Consider the following 13676-nt stretch of genomic DNA (forward strand, 5'->3'; position numbering starts at 1 on the left):
ATTATCGCTTTTGTCTGTCTCAAAAACCCTGCATTTCTAACAGACCTAACCTCAAAAATATCAGAAATTTTTTTCTCACTCCTGTATATTCCCTATTCCTTCTAACTCTATCCTCCTATCTATCCACCAAATACTTATTCAGTAGACCAAAATTATCTTTTCCCCTATTCCCTGTTGATAATTAAGTTATTTCCCAAACAATTAATCCAGCAACAAGGAACAAGGAATAGAGAATAGTAAGAAAAAAGATAAATGTATCTCAAAAAGGGTGATAAATCCTATATTATGTTTGTTCTTGATTATCGCTTTTGTCTGTCTCAAAAACCCTGCATTTCTAACAGACCTAACCTCAAAAATATCAGAAATTTTTTTCTCACTCCTGTATATTCCCTATTCCTTCTAACTCTATCCTCCTATCTATCCACCAAATACTTATTCAGTAGACCAAAATTATCTTTTCCCCTATTCCCTGTTGATAATTAAGTTATTTCCCAAACAATTAATCCAGCAACAAGGAACAAGGAATAGAGAATAGTAAGAAAAAAGATAAATGTATCTCAAAAAGGGTGATAAATCCTATATTATGTTTGTTCTTGTCTTTGACCATTACGAAATACTCCAGGAAATCGCTTTCCTTCAGAATCTATAATAATTCCTACGCCATGAGGTACTCCACCCCTTAGTTCCCCTTCATAGCGAATTCCATTAGGATATGTACAACTTCCTTTGCCATCTAGTGCTGCGTTATAAAAATCTCCTTGACACCGTATTCCATTAGCACGGGTAAACACTCCTGGACCAAAAGGAGACCCCGCAAAAAATTCTCCCTCATAGCGATCGCCATTAGCGTAAATAAATTGACCTCTACCCGTGGGCTGACTACTAATCACACTACTAGAGAGATTTTCTACTAAGTTAAAATCTCCAACAAAGCGATCGCCATTCTCAAAAATAATTGTCCCTGCCCTAATTTGTCCATTTTGGAATACTCCTGTCACTCTAGCATCATTGGAGAATATAAAAGTACCTTGTCCATTAGGAAGACCATTACGAAACTGTCCTTCGTAGCGATCGCGATTAGCATAGATATATACACCACTTCCTTGTGGCCTTCCATTTACAAAATCCCCAGCATAATTATCTCCATTGGGGTAATTACACTTAACTCTGCCTGTGGGAGGGTTACCTTCACAAAAAGGTGCTTCTGTTTGTTCTTGTGCCATTAAGTGCTGAGGATGCCACATTATGATTATGTATCCTAGGCAAGAACCTGTTAATATTGCTGTCCTTAGTTGTTTTATTAATCGCAGCATAGTTTAGTATCAAGCTTGCTTATTTATATATACAATTTTTGTTTTGTGACATACTCCCATACTAACCATTCGGTATAGTCTGGTCTTCTCGTTACCCAGTCCTGCTATTGCATTGGACTCCACGAGCTTTAATAACGGAATGCCCTCCCGCCCTATTTCATATATTTATCGCCAAATGTTTAGATTGCAACCGATAACAATGCCACAATGGGGACAATAATTAATTCTATCGGATAATTCTCTAGGTATTTTGTGAAAGAATAATATTTTTCAATTAATGGTACTTGATTTCCCATTAATTTACCGCCGATTCCAATGCGCCAATTTTTCAAATATGGTGTGAGACTTCTTAAGGAATTAGCTAATTTCAGTGCTTTGATTATATATATATATTATACAGCATTGACATCTCCAGGGGTTGAAACACTCTGGATTCTGTGGCAAATCCACCGAAAACTGGATAAATCCGCGTTTTCTTCAAGCCTGAAGGGCAGACTTCTACACTCCTCGACATAGACAATTATCTAGCTGCGAGCTTACATTTTTTTGTTAGCTTTCACGAGTGGTTTTACTCAAAATTTTGGAGCAATAAATCGCTGCTCTAGCTGTATTGCTTGCTTTCAGCCGCCGTAGGACATTAAGTCCCCTTATACTGTCTACCGGAATCTCACCGTACTAGCCAGAGGTAATGGCTACAAACCTTGTTCTTACTTGCTATCCTACTAGGATAGCAGATTTTTACTACGGGTTGAAACCCGCGTTTCATTATTTAACCAGGGGATAAATCTTCCGGGAACTTTCCTCCCGATATCTTTTAGATTTGTCGGACTAATTGGTACATTTACAACAATGAGTAAAATAATTTTTTATTTTCTCAAATTCAAAAGATTATTGTTTTAATCTGTAGTACCTAATTCTTTTGCAAAGGGCTGTATATAATTTAGTTCACAAAAACATAGTCATATAAGACAAGCCTTTATTTTTTCACTCTTACCATATCGCGATCGACCATAGTACGGCGCTAGTTGCTTCAAGTTAGGAGTTCTCCAAGATTGACTCTACCCTCTATCCCATAACCAAAGGTATTTGGATAATCTTTTTTTTACTCTCAGGCTCTATTGATTTTTAGCTAGGAGAGTATTAAAGATTACTATTATTTTTACAATACTCAACTCTAAATATTATAGGAGTTTTGAGGATTCATTCAAAAATCCCCAAACTTTCTGAGCAGCAATTTTTTTATTATTCTTCAGCAGTTATTGGTTTACTTCCAACCTCTTTGGGAATTTCCACACCACTTTGTTCAAAAACAACAATTGGGTCAGCTCCCTTCTTCAAGTCAACTCGCTTTACCAATACCTTCCCATTAGCCAGTCTTTGCCCAATTTTCACATATCTACTTGTAGGTTCGGTAGGAACTTTCACAATAATCTGTTTTTGACTTCCTACTTCCACAACCCCGCTAACTTCTATGCCATCGGCAATAGTAGTATCCGGAGGAGGTGGTGGTGGTGGAGGAGGTGGTGGTGGAGGAGGAGGTGGTGGTGGAAAACCAGGTCCTCTCCACTGAGTAGGTGGGGTTGGTGATATGGGCAATTCTGGTAAACTTGGTACTTGTTGAGTAGATGAACTTGGCAGTTCTGGGGGTTTTGGTGGTGAAGGTATTTTTGGGGATTGTGTAGCACTTGGGGGATGAGCTGCAACTGTCTGATTGGAGGTTTTATTATTGGTCTTTGACGAGGTATTACTATTGCTTCTTGATTGAGTATTACTTCCAGATGCTACTTGTTGATTTCTTTTTTGTTGTGAACTACTTGTTGTTTTTCTGCTTGATTGAGAGGGAGGTTGTGGAGAACCTAAGTTTTGATTTGGTTGGTCGGGTTTCCTTGTTTGGACTGACTGTTCTGAATTTTGTTGTTGAGCTGCTTGGTTTGAATCTCCCACCTGATTTGTGGCCACCTGATTTGTGGTTTTAGTTCTCTCTGCTGGTCTTGGTCTCCAAGAGGAAGGGGATTTAGTTTCTGGTAAATTTGGGATATTTGGTACTTGTTGACTGCTTATTTCAGGAAGTTGGGTAAATATAGGATCGCCCGTTTGATCGGAGTCCTGAGGTGGTACTGGGATAGTTGGTAAATCTGAGAAAGGATCTTTTGTATCTGGAATTGCCGGAATAGAAGTTTGTGTTTGAGAGGTTGTGTTAGTTTGAACTTCTTGCTTGAGGGATTTGGTTCTTTCATTCGGGTCTGTAGACCGAATTAAATCTGTTGATATTTCCGACTTCTGAGGAACATCTGGAGATGGAAAAGGTCCATCAGTAGATTTTGAAGATAGAGATTCTGGAGCTTCTAATTTTGGGCTAGGGGAAGCTTCTGGAGTATTGGCAGTAGAACTATCTCTACCATTGATAAAAGGAATAGAGTCACATCCACTTATCCAAAGAGATAATATACTTGCTCCTACTGTTAAGAAAAGTTTACGCATTACGATTGTGAAAAACCTAATATTGCACAGGATAGCATTGACATCTTCCTTACGGAGCTAGTTTGCGCAGCATTACCTAAGAAAGCTTATCTCAAAGAGGCTTTTTATGCTGTTCTTTGAGAGGAGCTGCCCTTTTCATGTCGCGCAGGGAAACATGGCACCTACTTCCGAAGTCCTTTACTATTTATGGTCTTACGGTTACTCGATATAATGAAACTGCTAGCCCAGAAGTCTTATTGAAGGTAACAGATTACTGTTAGAAGTGCAATATTGATTGGCATTCATCCCAAAGGTATGATAATTTTGCTAAATTGTAGTCTACTAAAGTAGCACAACCAAAATTTTGTTATTATTGAGTTTTTCCTCAACAATAACAAAATTAAGGAGGGTATTTAGAGCTGATTTGTCAACTTGGGTTAGACTTTTATCTCAACGTTGGTTGAAGACCCGCGCTCTCCTGCCAAGGGAGCGTCGCATGGGAAAACCAATCAATTTTGCGGTTTTTCCAAAGCGTGTGCTATGGTATTTAAAGGCTGCTGGGCTAGCAGTGTCAGTCTGTGGAGCGACCGTAAGACCGGAAAGAGGCTTCGACCTCGGAGGCTGGTGCATTGTTAGCGCAGCTCCTCTGCAAGAGGCAGCAGAAAACCCTAATCAGCGATGGTTAGGAATCCCGCGCTGTCAGGCAAGTGCAGCGTCGGGAGGATGTCAACTCATGTAGCTCTGAGCCAGTTATACTACTTCATAAAATTGATATAAAACGTCATATAACGACATTTTAATGTTTACTTCCTGTCTCTTGGTCAGCATTCCCTCACAGGAGTGCGCGTTCCCTCTCTTGGTCAGCATTCCCTTGCGCCTGTCGGCGGCGCGGGGTCGCACCGCTTGCGTCTTACGCCTAGGCAGGGTCTGACCGCCTTCTACTGAGGTCGTCGGCGGTTACTCATCCACAGGCATTGACGATCAAGCCGACCGCATATCTTGATATCGAGGTTTTGTCTGATTAGCAAAAACCTCTATCAGTTTACGGGCATTAGGTTTATAACTACTATCCATGTAAGCTGCATTCTGTTAACTTAACCCCCAGTTATAACACTATCTGCTATAACCTGCCTCTTGAGCATAGAGGGTTTTCTGTAAGTTAATTGAGTTTGAGCTTTGTTAGGCATGGATTTCATTTATGCATGAGTGCAGCCAGTGTAATAGTATGCTTTTTAACGCATTATATCGTTATTCTTTGATTAACTCAATGCTCTACTCAGGCATAATTAATCCAAGTTTCCCAATATTTACTTTATAAATCAGCTTTTATTCGTATTGACTTAAGCCACCCTTGCGCAAACGAGGTATCCAATTCTTCGAGCAAGCTTCACTAACATCTGCCTTTTCCCATCTCAACTAAAGTTAATATTTTTCAGACAGAGGGTTCATAGCAGCTAGTCTACCTTAACTAGACCGAAATAGTTTTTTTGAGATACTTTCCGGCGGTTAGACGCGGAGATTCACCTCAAACCATGATTTTTCGTTTGCTGGCGCAAGGCTATGACTTTCATGTCCTATAGCGAAACATTTAGTCAACTTAAATCAAAAGCCTTGCGAAGTATAATCCAGATATGGTTCTCTCCCCAAGCGTTTGCTATATTTTAATAGCCTGTGGACTTATGCCCTACGTTACAGTTAAACCTAAAAAAACTTGGTTCTCTGGTACTTGTTGCTTAGAGTTTTTCCATCCACAAGCTAAAATTTGGCAAAACCCAATAAATCTAGTTTTAAAGGTGAAGTGCGCTACCCATATCGATAGCTACAGGTTTTTAGAGCGGTTGAATATTTTTCCAGTTTTCTGAGTGTAATATAAAGTAGCCCGCTTATGAGCGAGGCTTTCAACCCAATTTTTGCGTAAGGTTCTATCAAAGATCAAATTAACAACCACGTTCTACAAATACAGAGTTTCTAGGTTCAAATACTGAATTAGCGGGTGATGGTCTTCTACGGCCTTGTTGGGCTATATCCAGACTATCGTCACTTGGTACTATTCTTCTAGCATTTTGTTGTTGCCAAGTAACAGGAGATTTAGTTTCCGGAAGGGTAGGTAGACTTGGCAATTGTTGGCCTTGTATCTCTGGTAATTGGCCTACTGAAGATTCTTCTTGTGTTGTTAATTCTGGTACTGGAATTTGGGGCACAACAGAAAATGGATCTCTAGTCCTAGGAACAAATATTGTTTCCGAAACGCTTTGATCTGTTGTAATACTATCTAGCTGATTTTCGAGATTTTGTTTTAGAGATTTTTCTCTTTCTTCTGGATCGGTAGATTTGATCAAGTTAGCGACTGTATTGGACTTTTCCGGAACTTCTGCTGATGGAGATGGTGAATCAGAAGATGGAGGAGCTGAGACCTGAGCTAGGATTTGCTGATAAAAACTGCTGGAATCTGATAACGTTATCAGTTGCATCTCCTCATCATTAACTGCTAGGGATTCACATCTAAGTATCCAGAAAGCTAATATTCCTATACTGACGAAATACAAAAGCTTGCTCATTTTTAGGTTTTGTTTCTGTTTGGCAATGTCACTTTAATTTTATAGTTGATATTAGCGTTTCTGCTAGCTCCATCATCAAAATTTTCAGTTTTTCTCAAATCAATATCAAAATTTCATCATTTTTAAGAATTTCAGAAGATTTATTTCTCCTTGCTTTTTAGTTTAAATCTTAATTTCTTCCTAAGTAATTTGAAAACCTGGCAATTATTATAGTAAGTAATCAGACATAATTATGGCTGGCCGAATAAATCCAAAACCTTAATTAAATCAAGATTTTCACTAAACCTCTTGCAACAGTTTTAATTAAATCAATTCAAGATATGAAATCAACAATTTAATCTCCCTCCATACCTATTCCCTAACTTCTACAAGAAGTCTACTGTGTTATACTATATGTTTATATCTATACTTCACTTCCGACATTTCCCACACCCCCCCACACTTCCCACCCTCCTTACTCCCCGAACTATACAATAAGTATTCAACCGGATTTGATATCAGCCAGAATCAGTCATAATGAATAACTTAAATACCAATTAAAGTTAACTATGATGGATAGGGTAAAGTTACAGAAGTTTCCGAATCTATGAGGTACAGTTATTTTTCTTCTTTTCTGTTCCCTGTTCCCAGTTAAGTGTTCCCAGTTAAGTGTTCCCTCAAACCTAAAATTTTGTACCTCATAACAACGGAAAGCGCTGTAAATAGTAAGGATTTGATGCTGGTTAGAAATTGTTTGTTAAATTAAGGTTAAATCTTTCTTTAGGTTTGCTTAGGCCAGAATATCAAGTGTTGCTCACCCTTGATGAAAGTTTTCGGTCATAATCCAACTAGATTAACTACTCTGACTCTACTCAATAAGATTTTATTTTTTATTAGGAGAAGAAGTCTACAGTAATGTTAACTTTCAGTCTAGAAGTATATCACTACAGAGCTTTTGATTTTTTTCCGACTAATTAGCAGTAGTCCTCTTCCCAATATATTCAACATCAACTTAAAACCATCGCTAGAATGGCTTTAAGTCGATTTTATAATTTTATTTATTAAGATATTATATAACTTTTATTTTGATAAAATTAATTGAACTTACGATCGAGAAAAAAATACTAAATTATAGTATTTTGAGATTATTCATTATAAAACCGAGATGAGGCATAAAAGGTAATAAATTATGAATAATGGTTCTATATCTCCGGTTGTACTAATTATTCTAGATGGTTGGGGTTATCGAGAACACAAAGATGGAAATGCCATTGCTATGGGTGAGACACCTATAATTGATAGTCTTTGGCAAGCTTATCCCAAAACTTTAATTCAAGCTTCTGGGAAAGCAGTAGGTTTGCCAGAAGGTCAAATGGGTAACTCAGAAGTTGGTCACTTAAATATTGGAGCGGGGCGAGTAGTTCCACAGGAATTAGTAAGAATTTCTGATGCAGTAGAAGATGGCTCAATAGCAGAAAACCAAGCTATTGAAAAGATTTGCCAGGATGTGATCGAGCGTAATTCTAAACTACATTTAATAGGTTTATGTTCCCCTGGAGGAGTTCATTCCCATGTAAACCATTTATTAGGTTTACTAGATATGGCTAAGGCCAAAGGAATTTCTGATGTTTGTATTCATGCCATTACTGATGGACGTGATACAAATCCCAAATCAGGAGTTCAGGTACTTCAACAGATAGAATATCATACTAATCAAATTGGTGTAGGAAGAATTGCTACAGTTAGTGGTCGCTATTATGCAATGGATCGGGATAAACGATGGGACAGAATTCAAAAAGCTTATGATGTAATGACTAAAGATGGTTATGGAGTTGGTCATTCTGCTTCAGATTTACTACAAAATTCCTATAGTGAGGGTGTAACAGATGAGTTTGTTATCCCAGTTAGAGTAACTCCTGGAGCTATAGAACCCGGAGATGGAGTAATTTTCTTTAATTTTCGCCCAGATCGTGCCCGTCAATTAACTCAAGCTTTTGTAGATCCAGATTTTAATGGGTTTGAGCGCCAACAAATTCAACCATTGACATTTTTAACTTTTACTCAGTATGATTCTAATTTTCGAGTTTTAGTGGCTTTTGAACCTCAAAATTTGAATAATATTCTGGGACAGGTAATTTCTCAACATGGTCTACGTCAGTTACGTACTGCGGAAACTGAAAAGTATGCTCATGTAACTTACTTCTTTAATGGGGGTTTCGAGCAACCATTTGAGGGAGAAGACCGAGAATTGATTCAAAGTCCAATGGTAGCTCATTATGATGAAGCACCCGAAATGTCTGCAGAAGATGTGACAGAAGTGGCGATCGCTGCAGTGAAAAAGCAAATCTATTCTCTAATTGTTATTAATTATGCCAACCCTGATATGGTGGGTCATACTGGGGTGATGGATGCTGCGGTAAATGCCATTCAGACAGTTGACCATTGTCTAGGAAAACTTTTAGAGAGTATTAGTCAAGCAGGTGGCACAGCAATAATAATTGCTGACCATGGAAATGCTGAATATATGTGGGATGAACATGGCAACCCTTGGACAGCCCACACTACAAATCCGGTGCCATTTATACTGATAGAAGGAGAGGGACGTAAAATTCCTGGTCATGGAACTAAAGTACCTCTACGAAATGATGGGCAGTTGGCAGATGTAGCACCAACTATTTTGGAAATTCTCAATCTGCCTCAACCTGCTGAAATGACTGGAAAGTCAATGATTGATAAGACAGAGTACGATCTTAAACAAAATCGTACTCCTGTGCGAGTGGGTTTGTAAGGTTTCTCAACACTAAGTTATTAGTGAAATTACCTTAACTTTATTAATTAATGAGAAGACTATGAATGTTGTTCAACTTGCGGAAATTATCTGGATTATATCAGCTATAGGTATTGTTGTATTTGTCTTGTTACATAGCCCCAAAGGTGATGGGATAGGTGGTATTGGTGGACAAGCTCAATTATTTACTAGCACTAAGAGTGCTGAGATAACTTTAAATCGGATTACTTGGACTTTCTCTGTCCTTTTTATGGGTTTAACTGTACTTCTTAGTGCAGGGTGGTTGCCACAATAGCTTCCTGACAAAGGAAAAAACTTTACCAGAGATTTGTATGGTAAATCGGTGAATCTAGTTATACCAGTGCTTGAATAGTATATTGACAAATTTAAGGAAGCTCAAATTTGTGAGATACTCCCACATTAACCATTCGGTATAGTGTGGGTTTCTCCTTTCCCAGTCAATATTTAACCTACTCAAAGCTTGCACTTTGAATCTGTATAGCACACCGATTAAAGTGACGGCTGTTGCAGGGATTGTTTTGCTGTTTGACAACAAGACCCATAGTTTTGAAGTTTGGAGGCTCGAAACCTGCTCGCTCCCCGCATGCTCCACTTCACCCATTCCATTTTTTAATGTCGCTTAACTTACGACCATCCATCGGTTTTGATAGCTTTTGGTTCTTCGTTGGGGGGAAGTGTTGCCTTGTTAAACAAGTTACTAACTGTACAAGTTATTACTTCACTTAAGAGCTTTTGTCAAGGAATTGACCAAATTTTTCTGCAAAGCTCTTTAAAGCTACATAATTAGGGCTTGCTGATTAAATATAAAAGCATTGGCAGATAAAGGTTTTAGACTTTTTAGGTCTTGAAAAAGTACAAGGTTTTCGCATTTTGGGAGCTCATGCATGTTACGATTTTGGGTTGATGCGAGGCAGAAAAATCAAGGGATGATTTTTCTGCCTCCCTCCTCTAAATTCCCCATTCCTGCTGACTCCTGACTCCTACCCTCACCCATAAGACTTTTTCAGCAAACCCTAATTATATATCAGTAACTTTAAAAAGGTTTGTGTTTTGGTTTTTGGTTAACTATTGCTCCTCCTGAAGACAGCATCGGACTCTAAGAGCTTTAAGAACAGAATGCCCTGCCGCCGTATTTTTTATATTTATCGCCACATTCAGAAGTGGATAGAAGCTTCCTGTTTGATTAGTAGGACTTTGGAGACCAAACCCTTACCCTATTTCCGGCAGGAAGTGCTATAATTACTGTATTTTGATAAATTTCTCCAAACTATTAACCAATGTAGGTGGCCAACGACGAACATTAGCTACCCAATCAAGGTCTTGATAACGAGGGTCTAATCCAACAGCAGCTACCCAGTTACTCTCAGCTTCTCCCTTTTTGCCTTGTTCCCAGAGACAAGCAGTTAAAGCTGCCCGCATATCTGCAAAATTAGGATATTTACGAACTAGACTTTTTATGGTTTGTACTGCTGAGTGAGTTTGTCCAGTTTCATAAAGAGCTAGAGAATAATTGGCACGAGCAAAAGCATATTCAGGGGCTAATTCAGAAGCTTTTTTGTAATCTTCAGTCGCTTTTTCCCATTCTCCTAACCCTCCTTCTGCATTGCCACGATTATTGTAAGCAACTGGATCGGTTGGGTCTAATTCTATAACTCGATTGTAATCAGCGATCGCTTCTGACCATTTTTGGAGTCTTTCATAAGCTATACCACGATTTAGGTAGGGATCTGGTGCTAAGGGTACAATTTCTATGGCTTTTTCATAATCGGATATTGCTTCTTCTATTTTGTTTTGGCTGAGTCTGATATTACCTCTGTTGCTCCAGATGGCAGGATTGTCGGGATATTGTTCTAGGATTTGAGTCCATAATTGTTCGGCGTTGGCAAAGTCACCATTATTACTGGCATTTAAAGCTTGATTAAATAGATTGTCTAATTCTTTTAATTGAGTGGGGGTGATATTTTGTGGTTGAGTAGCAGCTATTACATTTGATGGGTTACTCAAGCAAAATACAGATAATAAAAGAATTGTTGTGAAAAGTTTCCGAATTAAGTGCAGCATATTAATTTTATTTTTACCATTTTTTATCATACTGTATATCTGTAAGGTAAGATTGTGTCTAATGGAGTTGAGCAGAATGTTAGATTCAGATAAGTTCTGTATCAAGATGCTAATAGGAAAAATCTGGCTTTGATGGGACTTATAGTTGAATACCTTGACTCAATATCTAGGTATGAATAACGGTTGTATTGACTCAGAAATTATCTGAACTTGAAAGAATTTTATTTATTAGTAGTTAAAGCATTAATCATAAAATAACAAAGGAGTAATTATATTATTTCTGAAGATACTATTCAAATTATAACTTACAGCATTGATGCTCCCAGAGCAGAATATGATAGCGAAGGAGGTGACAAAGGAGGTATTGGTTTTCCATCTTCAATGGGTAAAGCTATTTCAAAGGTCTCCAATCAGATTAAACCTAAAATAGGAAATGTTCAAGTCGATATTCTAAAAGCAGAAATGACCAGGTTGTTGACATCCTCCCGACGTTGCTCTACGAGACAACGCGGGATTCCCATCTATTCAAACAGACTAAGCTGCTCAAACTCAGGGTGGGTAGACGACTCACTGAAATCTGCTGGCTTTTTACGACCAGTCTGACGTTTTGTCCTCGTCTTGTTTAACGTCTCGGACTGCCCGCCCGCGACTTCTGCCTCCTGCGGAGGAGCTACGCTAACAAAAAGTGATAATTGTACTGGATTTGATAGCTCTACAGTTTTCTCAACTTTGATTATCGGTTGAGTTATTTCTGCAATTGTTTCACTAACAACCCATACGAATATTGATAGCAGCATTAACATCTCTATCATGGAATGTGCCACAATTTAAACAAGTCCACTCTCTTACATTTAGTTCTTTCTTGCCTGCTCTAAAACCACAAGATGAGCATTTTTGGCTTGTGGGTTCCCATCTATCAATTACTCTAAATTTACGACCATATTTCTCGCACTTAGCCTCAGTTAAAGTCCTAAATTCTCTCCACCCCAAATCACTAATTGCCTTGGCTAATTTGCGGTTTTTAACCATACCAGAAACATTGTCATACTTCCAGTACAATTGTGTCGTAATTTCTGACTAAATCAGTAGACAATTTATGAAGGAAGTCTGTGCGAATATCCTTAATTTTGGCGTGAAGTTTAGCTACTTTTAATCTACGTTTTTTACGACGGTTACTACCAGGATCAGTCTTGGCAAACTTTCTTTGAAACTTAGCTAACTTTTTCAGATTTTGTTTGAGTGGTTTAGGAGCTAATATTTTCTCGCCATTACTCAATGTAGCAAATGTGCTGATACCTAAGTCTATACCTATTGTGTTATCAGTTTTAGGTAATGACTCAGGATTTATTTCTACTACAAAACTAGCAAAATATCTATTAGTTGAATCTTTAATAATAGTTACTGAACTAGGCTCACTAGGTAGTTGTCTTGACCAAATTATTTTAATCTTACCTACTTTTGGTAGATAGATTTTGTCCTGACCAATTTTGTAATTAGCTCCTACAAATCTTGCAGTTTGTCTTGACTTTCTTGACTTGAATTTAGGTGCTTTAACTTTAATTCCTTTCCTTTTACCAGCAAAACTTTGAAAAAAGTTAGAGCAACGCCTGATTTAAGTCATTCAATGATTGCTGTAACGGAGTGAATCGCTACTTCTTTTAACCAAAGTAATTCTTTTTTAGCCTGAGTTATGAATTGTTTTTGTAGTTCTGAATTGCTAGGCTTCTTTTGGCCGTTAGAATATAGTTGATTACAATGGGCTAATGATTGATTCCAAACATATCTACAACAACCAAATAATTGACTTAGTTTCTTAGTTTGGATATGATTAGGGTAGATGCGATATTTATATCTGGCTTTCACTATTTTCGACCTTTTATTGACACTAAAGCTTAACAACGTAGCTTCCTTTTTATACTATTATTATAGCATATTATTTGTATATAATTATGAGATAGAATCATAATTATATATTCACCATTTATCCAGGCGCGCGCATCATAGATTATAGCGCTGGCCATAAGAGTGATTTGAGGTAAATATTATTGAGGAACTGCTGGATACAGCTGAAAGAGAAACTAAAGAAAAAGAATTGAAGTTGGATGAGATTGAACTTTCAGTTGAAATTAGTGAAAAAGGAGAACTTAAATTATTTGGTGCTGGTGCATTAGCTAGTGGCACTACAGGTGCTATTAAACTTAAGTTCAAACGGCAACAAAAACAGGATGTTTAAGATTGCTATAACCATTGGAGTTAATGAATATGTAAGGTATCCTAAATTAAATCTCAACTATGCAGCAGATGATGCTGAGAAAATGAGAGATTTTTTGCTCAAGGAAGAAAAGTTTAATCATGTTTTCTGTTGCACAGATAATTCCCCACAAGAGAATTATCGCCCTACCTACGCTAATATCAAAGATGTTTTAGGTTTACCAGAGGAATATCAAGAAAATTTATAGAAGAGGGTGGTGGTGATTTTTGGTTTTTCTTTAGTGG

General features: G+C 37.8%; 14 protein-coding genes. 5 read left to right on the forward strand and 9 right to left on the reverse strand.

From position 1 onward, the window contains the following. Positions 1–581: 581 nt before the first annotated feature. From F6K22_RS07785 to F6K22_RS07795, 3 genes are all read right to left on the reverse strand, one after another. A complete protein-coding gene (locus F6K22_RS07785) occupies positions 582–1313 on the reverse strand; it encodes an MORN repeat-containing protein (protein ID WP_375340141.1) in 732 nt (243 codons plus the stop codon). A gap of 179 nt (positions 1314–1492) precedes the next feature. Further along, a complete protein-coding gene (locus F6K22_RS07790) occupies positions 1493–1645 on the reverse strand; it encodes a hypothetical protein (protein WP_293095468.1) in 153 nt (50 codons plus the stop codon). 910 nt (positions 1646–2555) lie between these two features. After that, positions 2556–3794: a hypothetical protein gene (locus F6K22_RS07795; protein ID WP_293095471.1), complete on the reverse strand. Its 1239-nt coding sequence runs from the start codon at positions 3792–3794 to the stop codon at positions 2556–2558. A gap of 403 nt (positions 3795–4197) precedes the next feature. On the opposite strand from F6K22_RS07795, the gene F6K22_RS07800 reads away from it, so the two are divergent. Next, a complete protein-coding gene (locus F6K22_RS07800; protein WP_293095474.1) occupies positions 4198–4512 on the forward strand; it encodes a hypothetical protein in 315 nt (104 codons plus the stop codon). A 1198-nt stretch (positions 4513–5710) separates the two neighbouring features. Here F6K22_RS07800 and F6K22_RS07805 read toward each other — a convergent pair. Next, a complete protein-coding gene (locus tag F6K22_RS07805) occupies positions 5711–6331 on the reverse strand; it encodes a hypothetical protein (RefSeq protein WP_293095476.1) in 621 nt (206 codons plus the stop codon). Positions 6332–7499: 1168 nt separating this feature from the next. On the opposite strand from F6K22_RS07805, the gene gpmI reads away from it, so the two are divergent. Continuing rightward, positions 7500–9098, forward strand: coding sequence for a 2,3-bisphosphoglycerate-independent phosphoglycerate mutase (gene gpmI, locus F6K22_RS07810; protein ID WP_293095479.1), 1599 nt, complete (start codon positions 7500–7502; stop codon positions 9096–9098). Positions 9099–9159: 61 nt separating this feature from the next. Beyond that, positions 9160–9393, forward strand: a complete 234-nt coding sequence (gene secG, locus F6K22_RS07815) for a preprotein translocase subunit SecG (RefSeq protein WP_293095482.1) — start codon at positions 9160–9162, stop codon at positions 9391–9393. A 965-nt stretch (positions 9394–10358) separates the two neighbouring features. Here secG and F6K22_RS07820 read toward each other — a convergent pair. The 5 genes from F6K22_RS07820 to F6K22_RS07840 all read right to left on the reverse strand — a co-directional run bounded on the left by F6K22_RS07820 (position 10359) and on the right by F6K22_RS07840 (position 13043). Next, entirely contained in the window at positions 10359–11180 is an 822-nt protein-coding gene (locus F6K22_RS07820; protein WP_293095498.1) for a tetratricopeptide repeat protein, read from the reverse strand. A gap of 521 nt (positions 11181–11701) precedes the next feature. Further along, positions 11702–12004, reverse strand: coding sequence for a hypothetical protein (locus tag F6K22_RS07825; protein WP_293095485.1), 303 nt, complete (start codon positions 12002–12004; stop codon positions 11702–11704). After that, positions 11946–12209, reverse strand: coding sequence for an RNA-guided endonuclease InsQ/TnpB family protein (locus F6K22_RS07830; RefSeq protein WP_293095488.1), 264 nt, complete (start codon positions 12207–12209; stop codon positions 11946–11948). Before F6K22_RS07830 ends, F6K22_RS07825 begins: the two co-directional genes overlap by 59 nt. A 13-nt stretch (positions 12210–12222) precedes the next feature. Further along, the gene (locus F6K22_RS07835) at positions 12223–12792 is read right to left on the reverse strand and encodes an RNA-guided endonuclease InsQ/TnpB family protein (protein WP_363273061.1); all 570 of its coding nucleotides are present in this window, start codon (positions 12790–12792) and stop codon (positions 12223–12225) included. A gap of 5 nt (positions 12793–12797) precedes the next feature. Further along, a complete protein-coding gene (locus F6K22_RS07840) occupies positions 12798–13043 on the reverse strand; it encodes a helix-turn-helix domain-containing protein (RefSeq protein ID WP_293095491.1) in 246 nt (81 codons plus the stop codon). A 190-nt stretch (positions 13044–13233) separates the two neighbouring features. On the opposite strand from F6K22_RS07840, the gene F6K22_RS07845 reads away from it, so the two are divergent. Then, complete coding sequence (locus tag F6K22_RS07845) at positions 13234–13413, forward strand: Pepco domain-containing protein (RefSeq protein ID WP_483244118.1); 180 nt, start codon at positions 13234–13236, stop codon at positions 13411–13413. Further along, positions 13406–13639 carry a hypothetical protein gene (locus F6K22_RS07850; RefSeq protein ID WP_293095496.1) on the forward strand — a complete coding sequence of 78 codons (234 nt, stop codon included), beginning with the start codon at positions 13406–13408 and terminating at the stop codon, positions 13637–13639. Before F6K22_RS07845 ends, F6K22_RS07850 begins: the two co-directional genes overlap by 8 nt. The last annotated feature ends 37 nt before the right edge of the window (positions 13640–13676 follow it).

Source organism: Okeania sp. SIO2F4 (genome assembly GCF_010672385.1).
Taxonomy (GTDB): Bacteria; Cyanobacteriota; Cyanobacteriia; order Cyanobacteriales; family Microcoleaceae; genus Trichodesmium.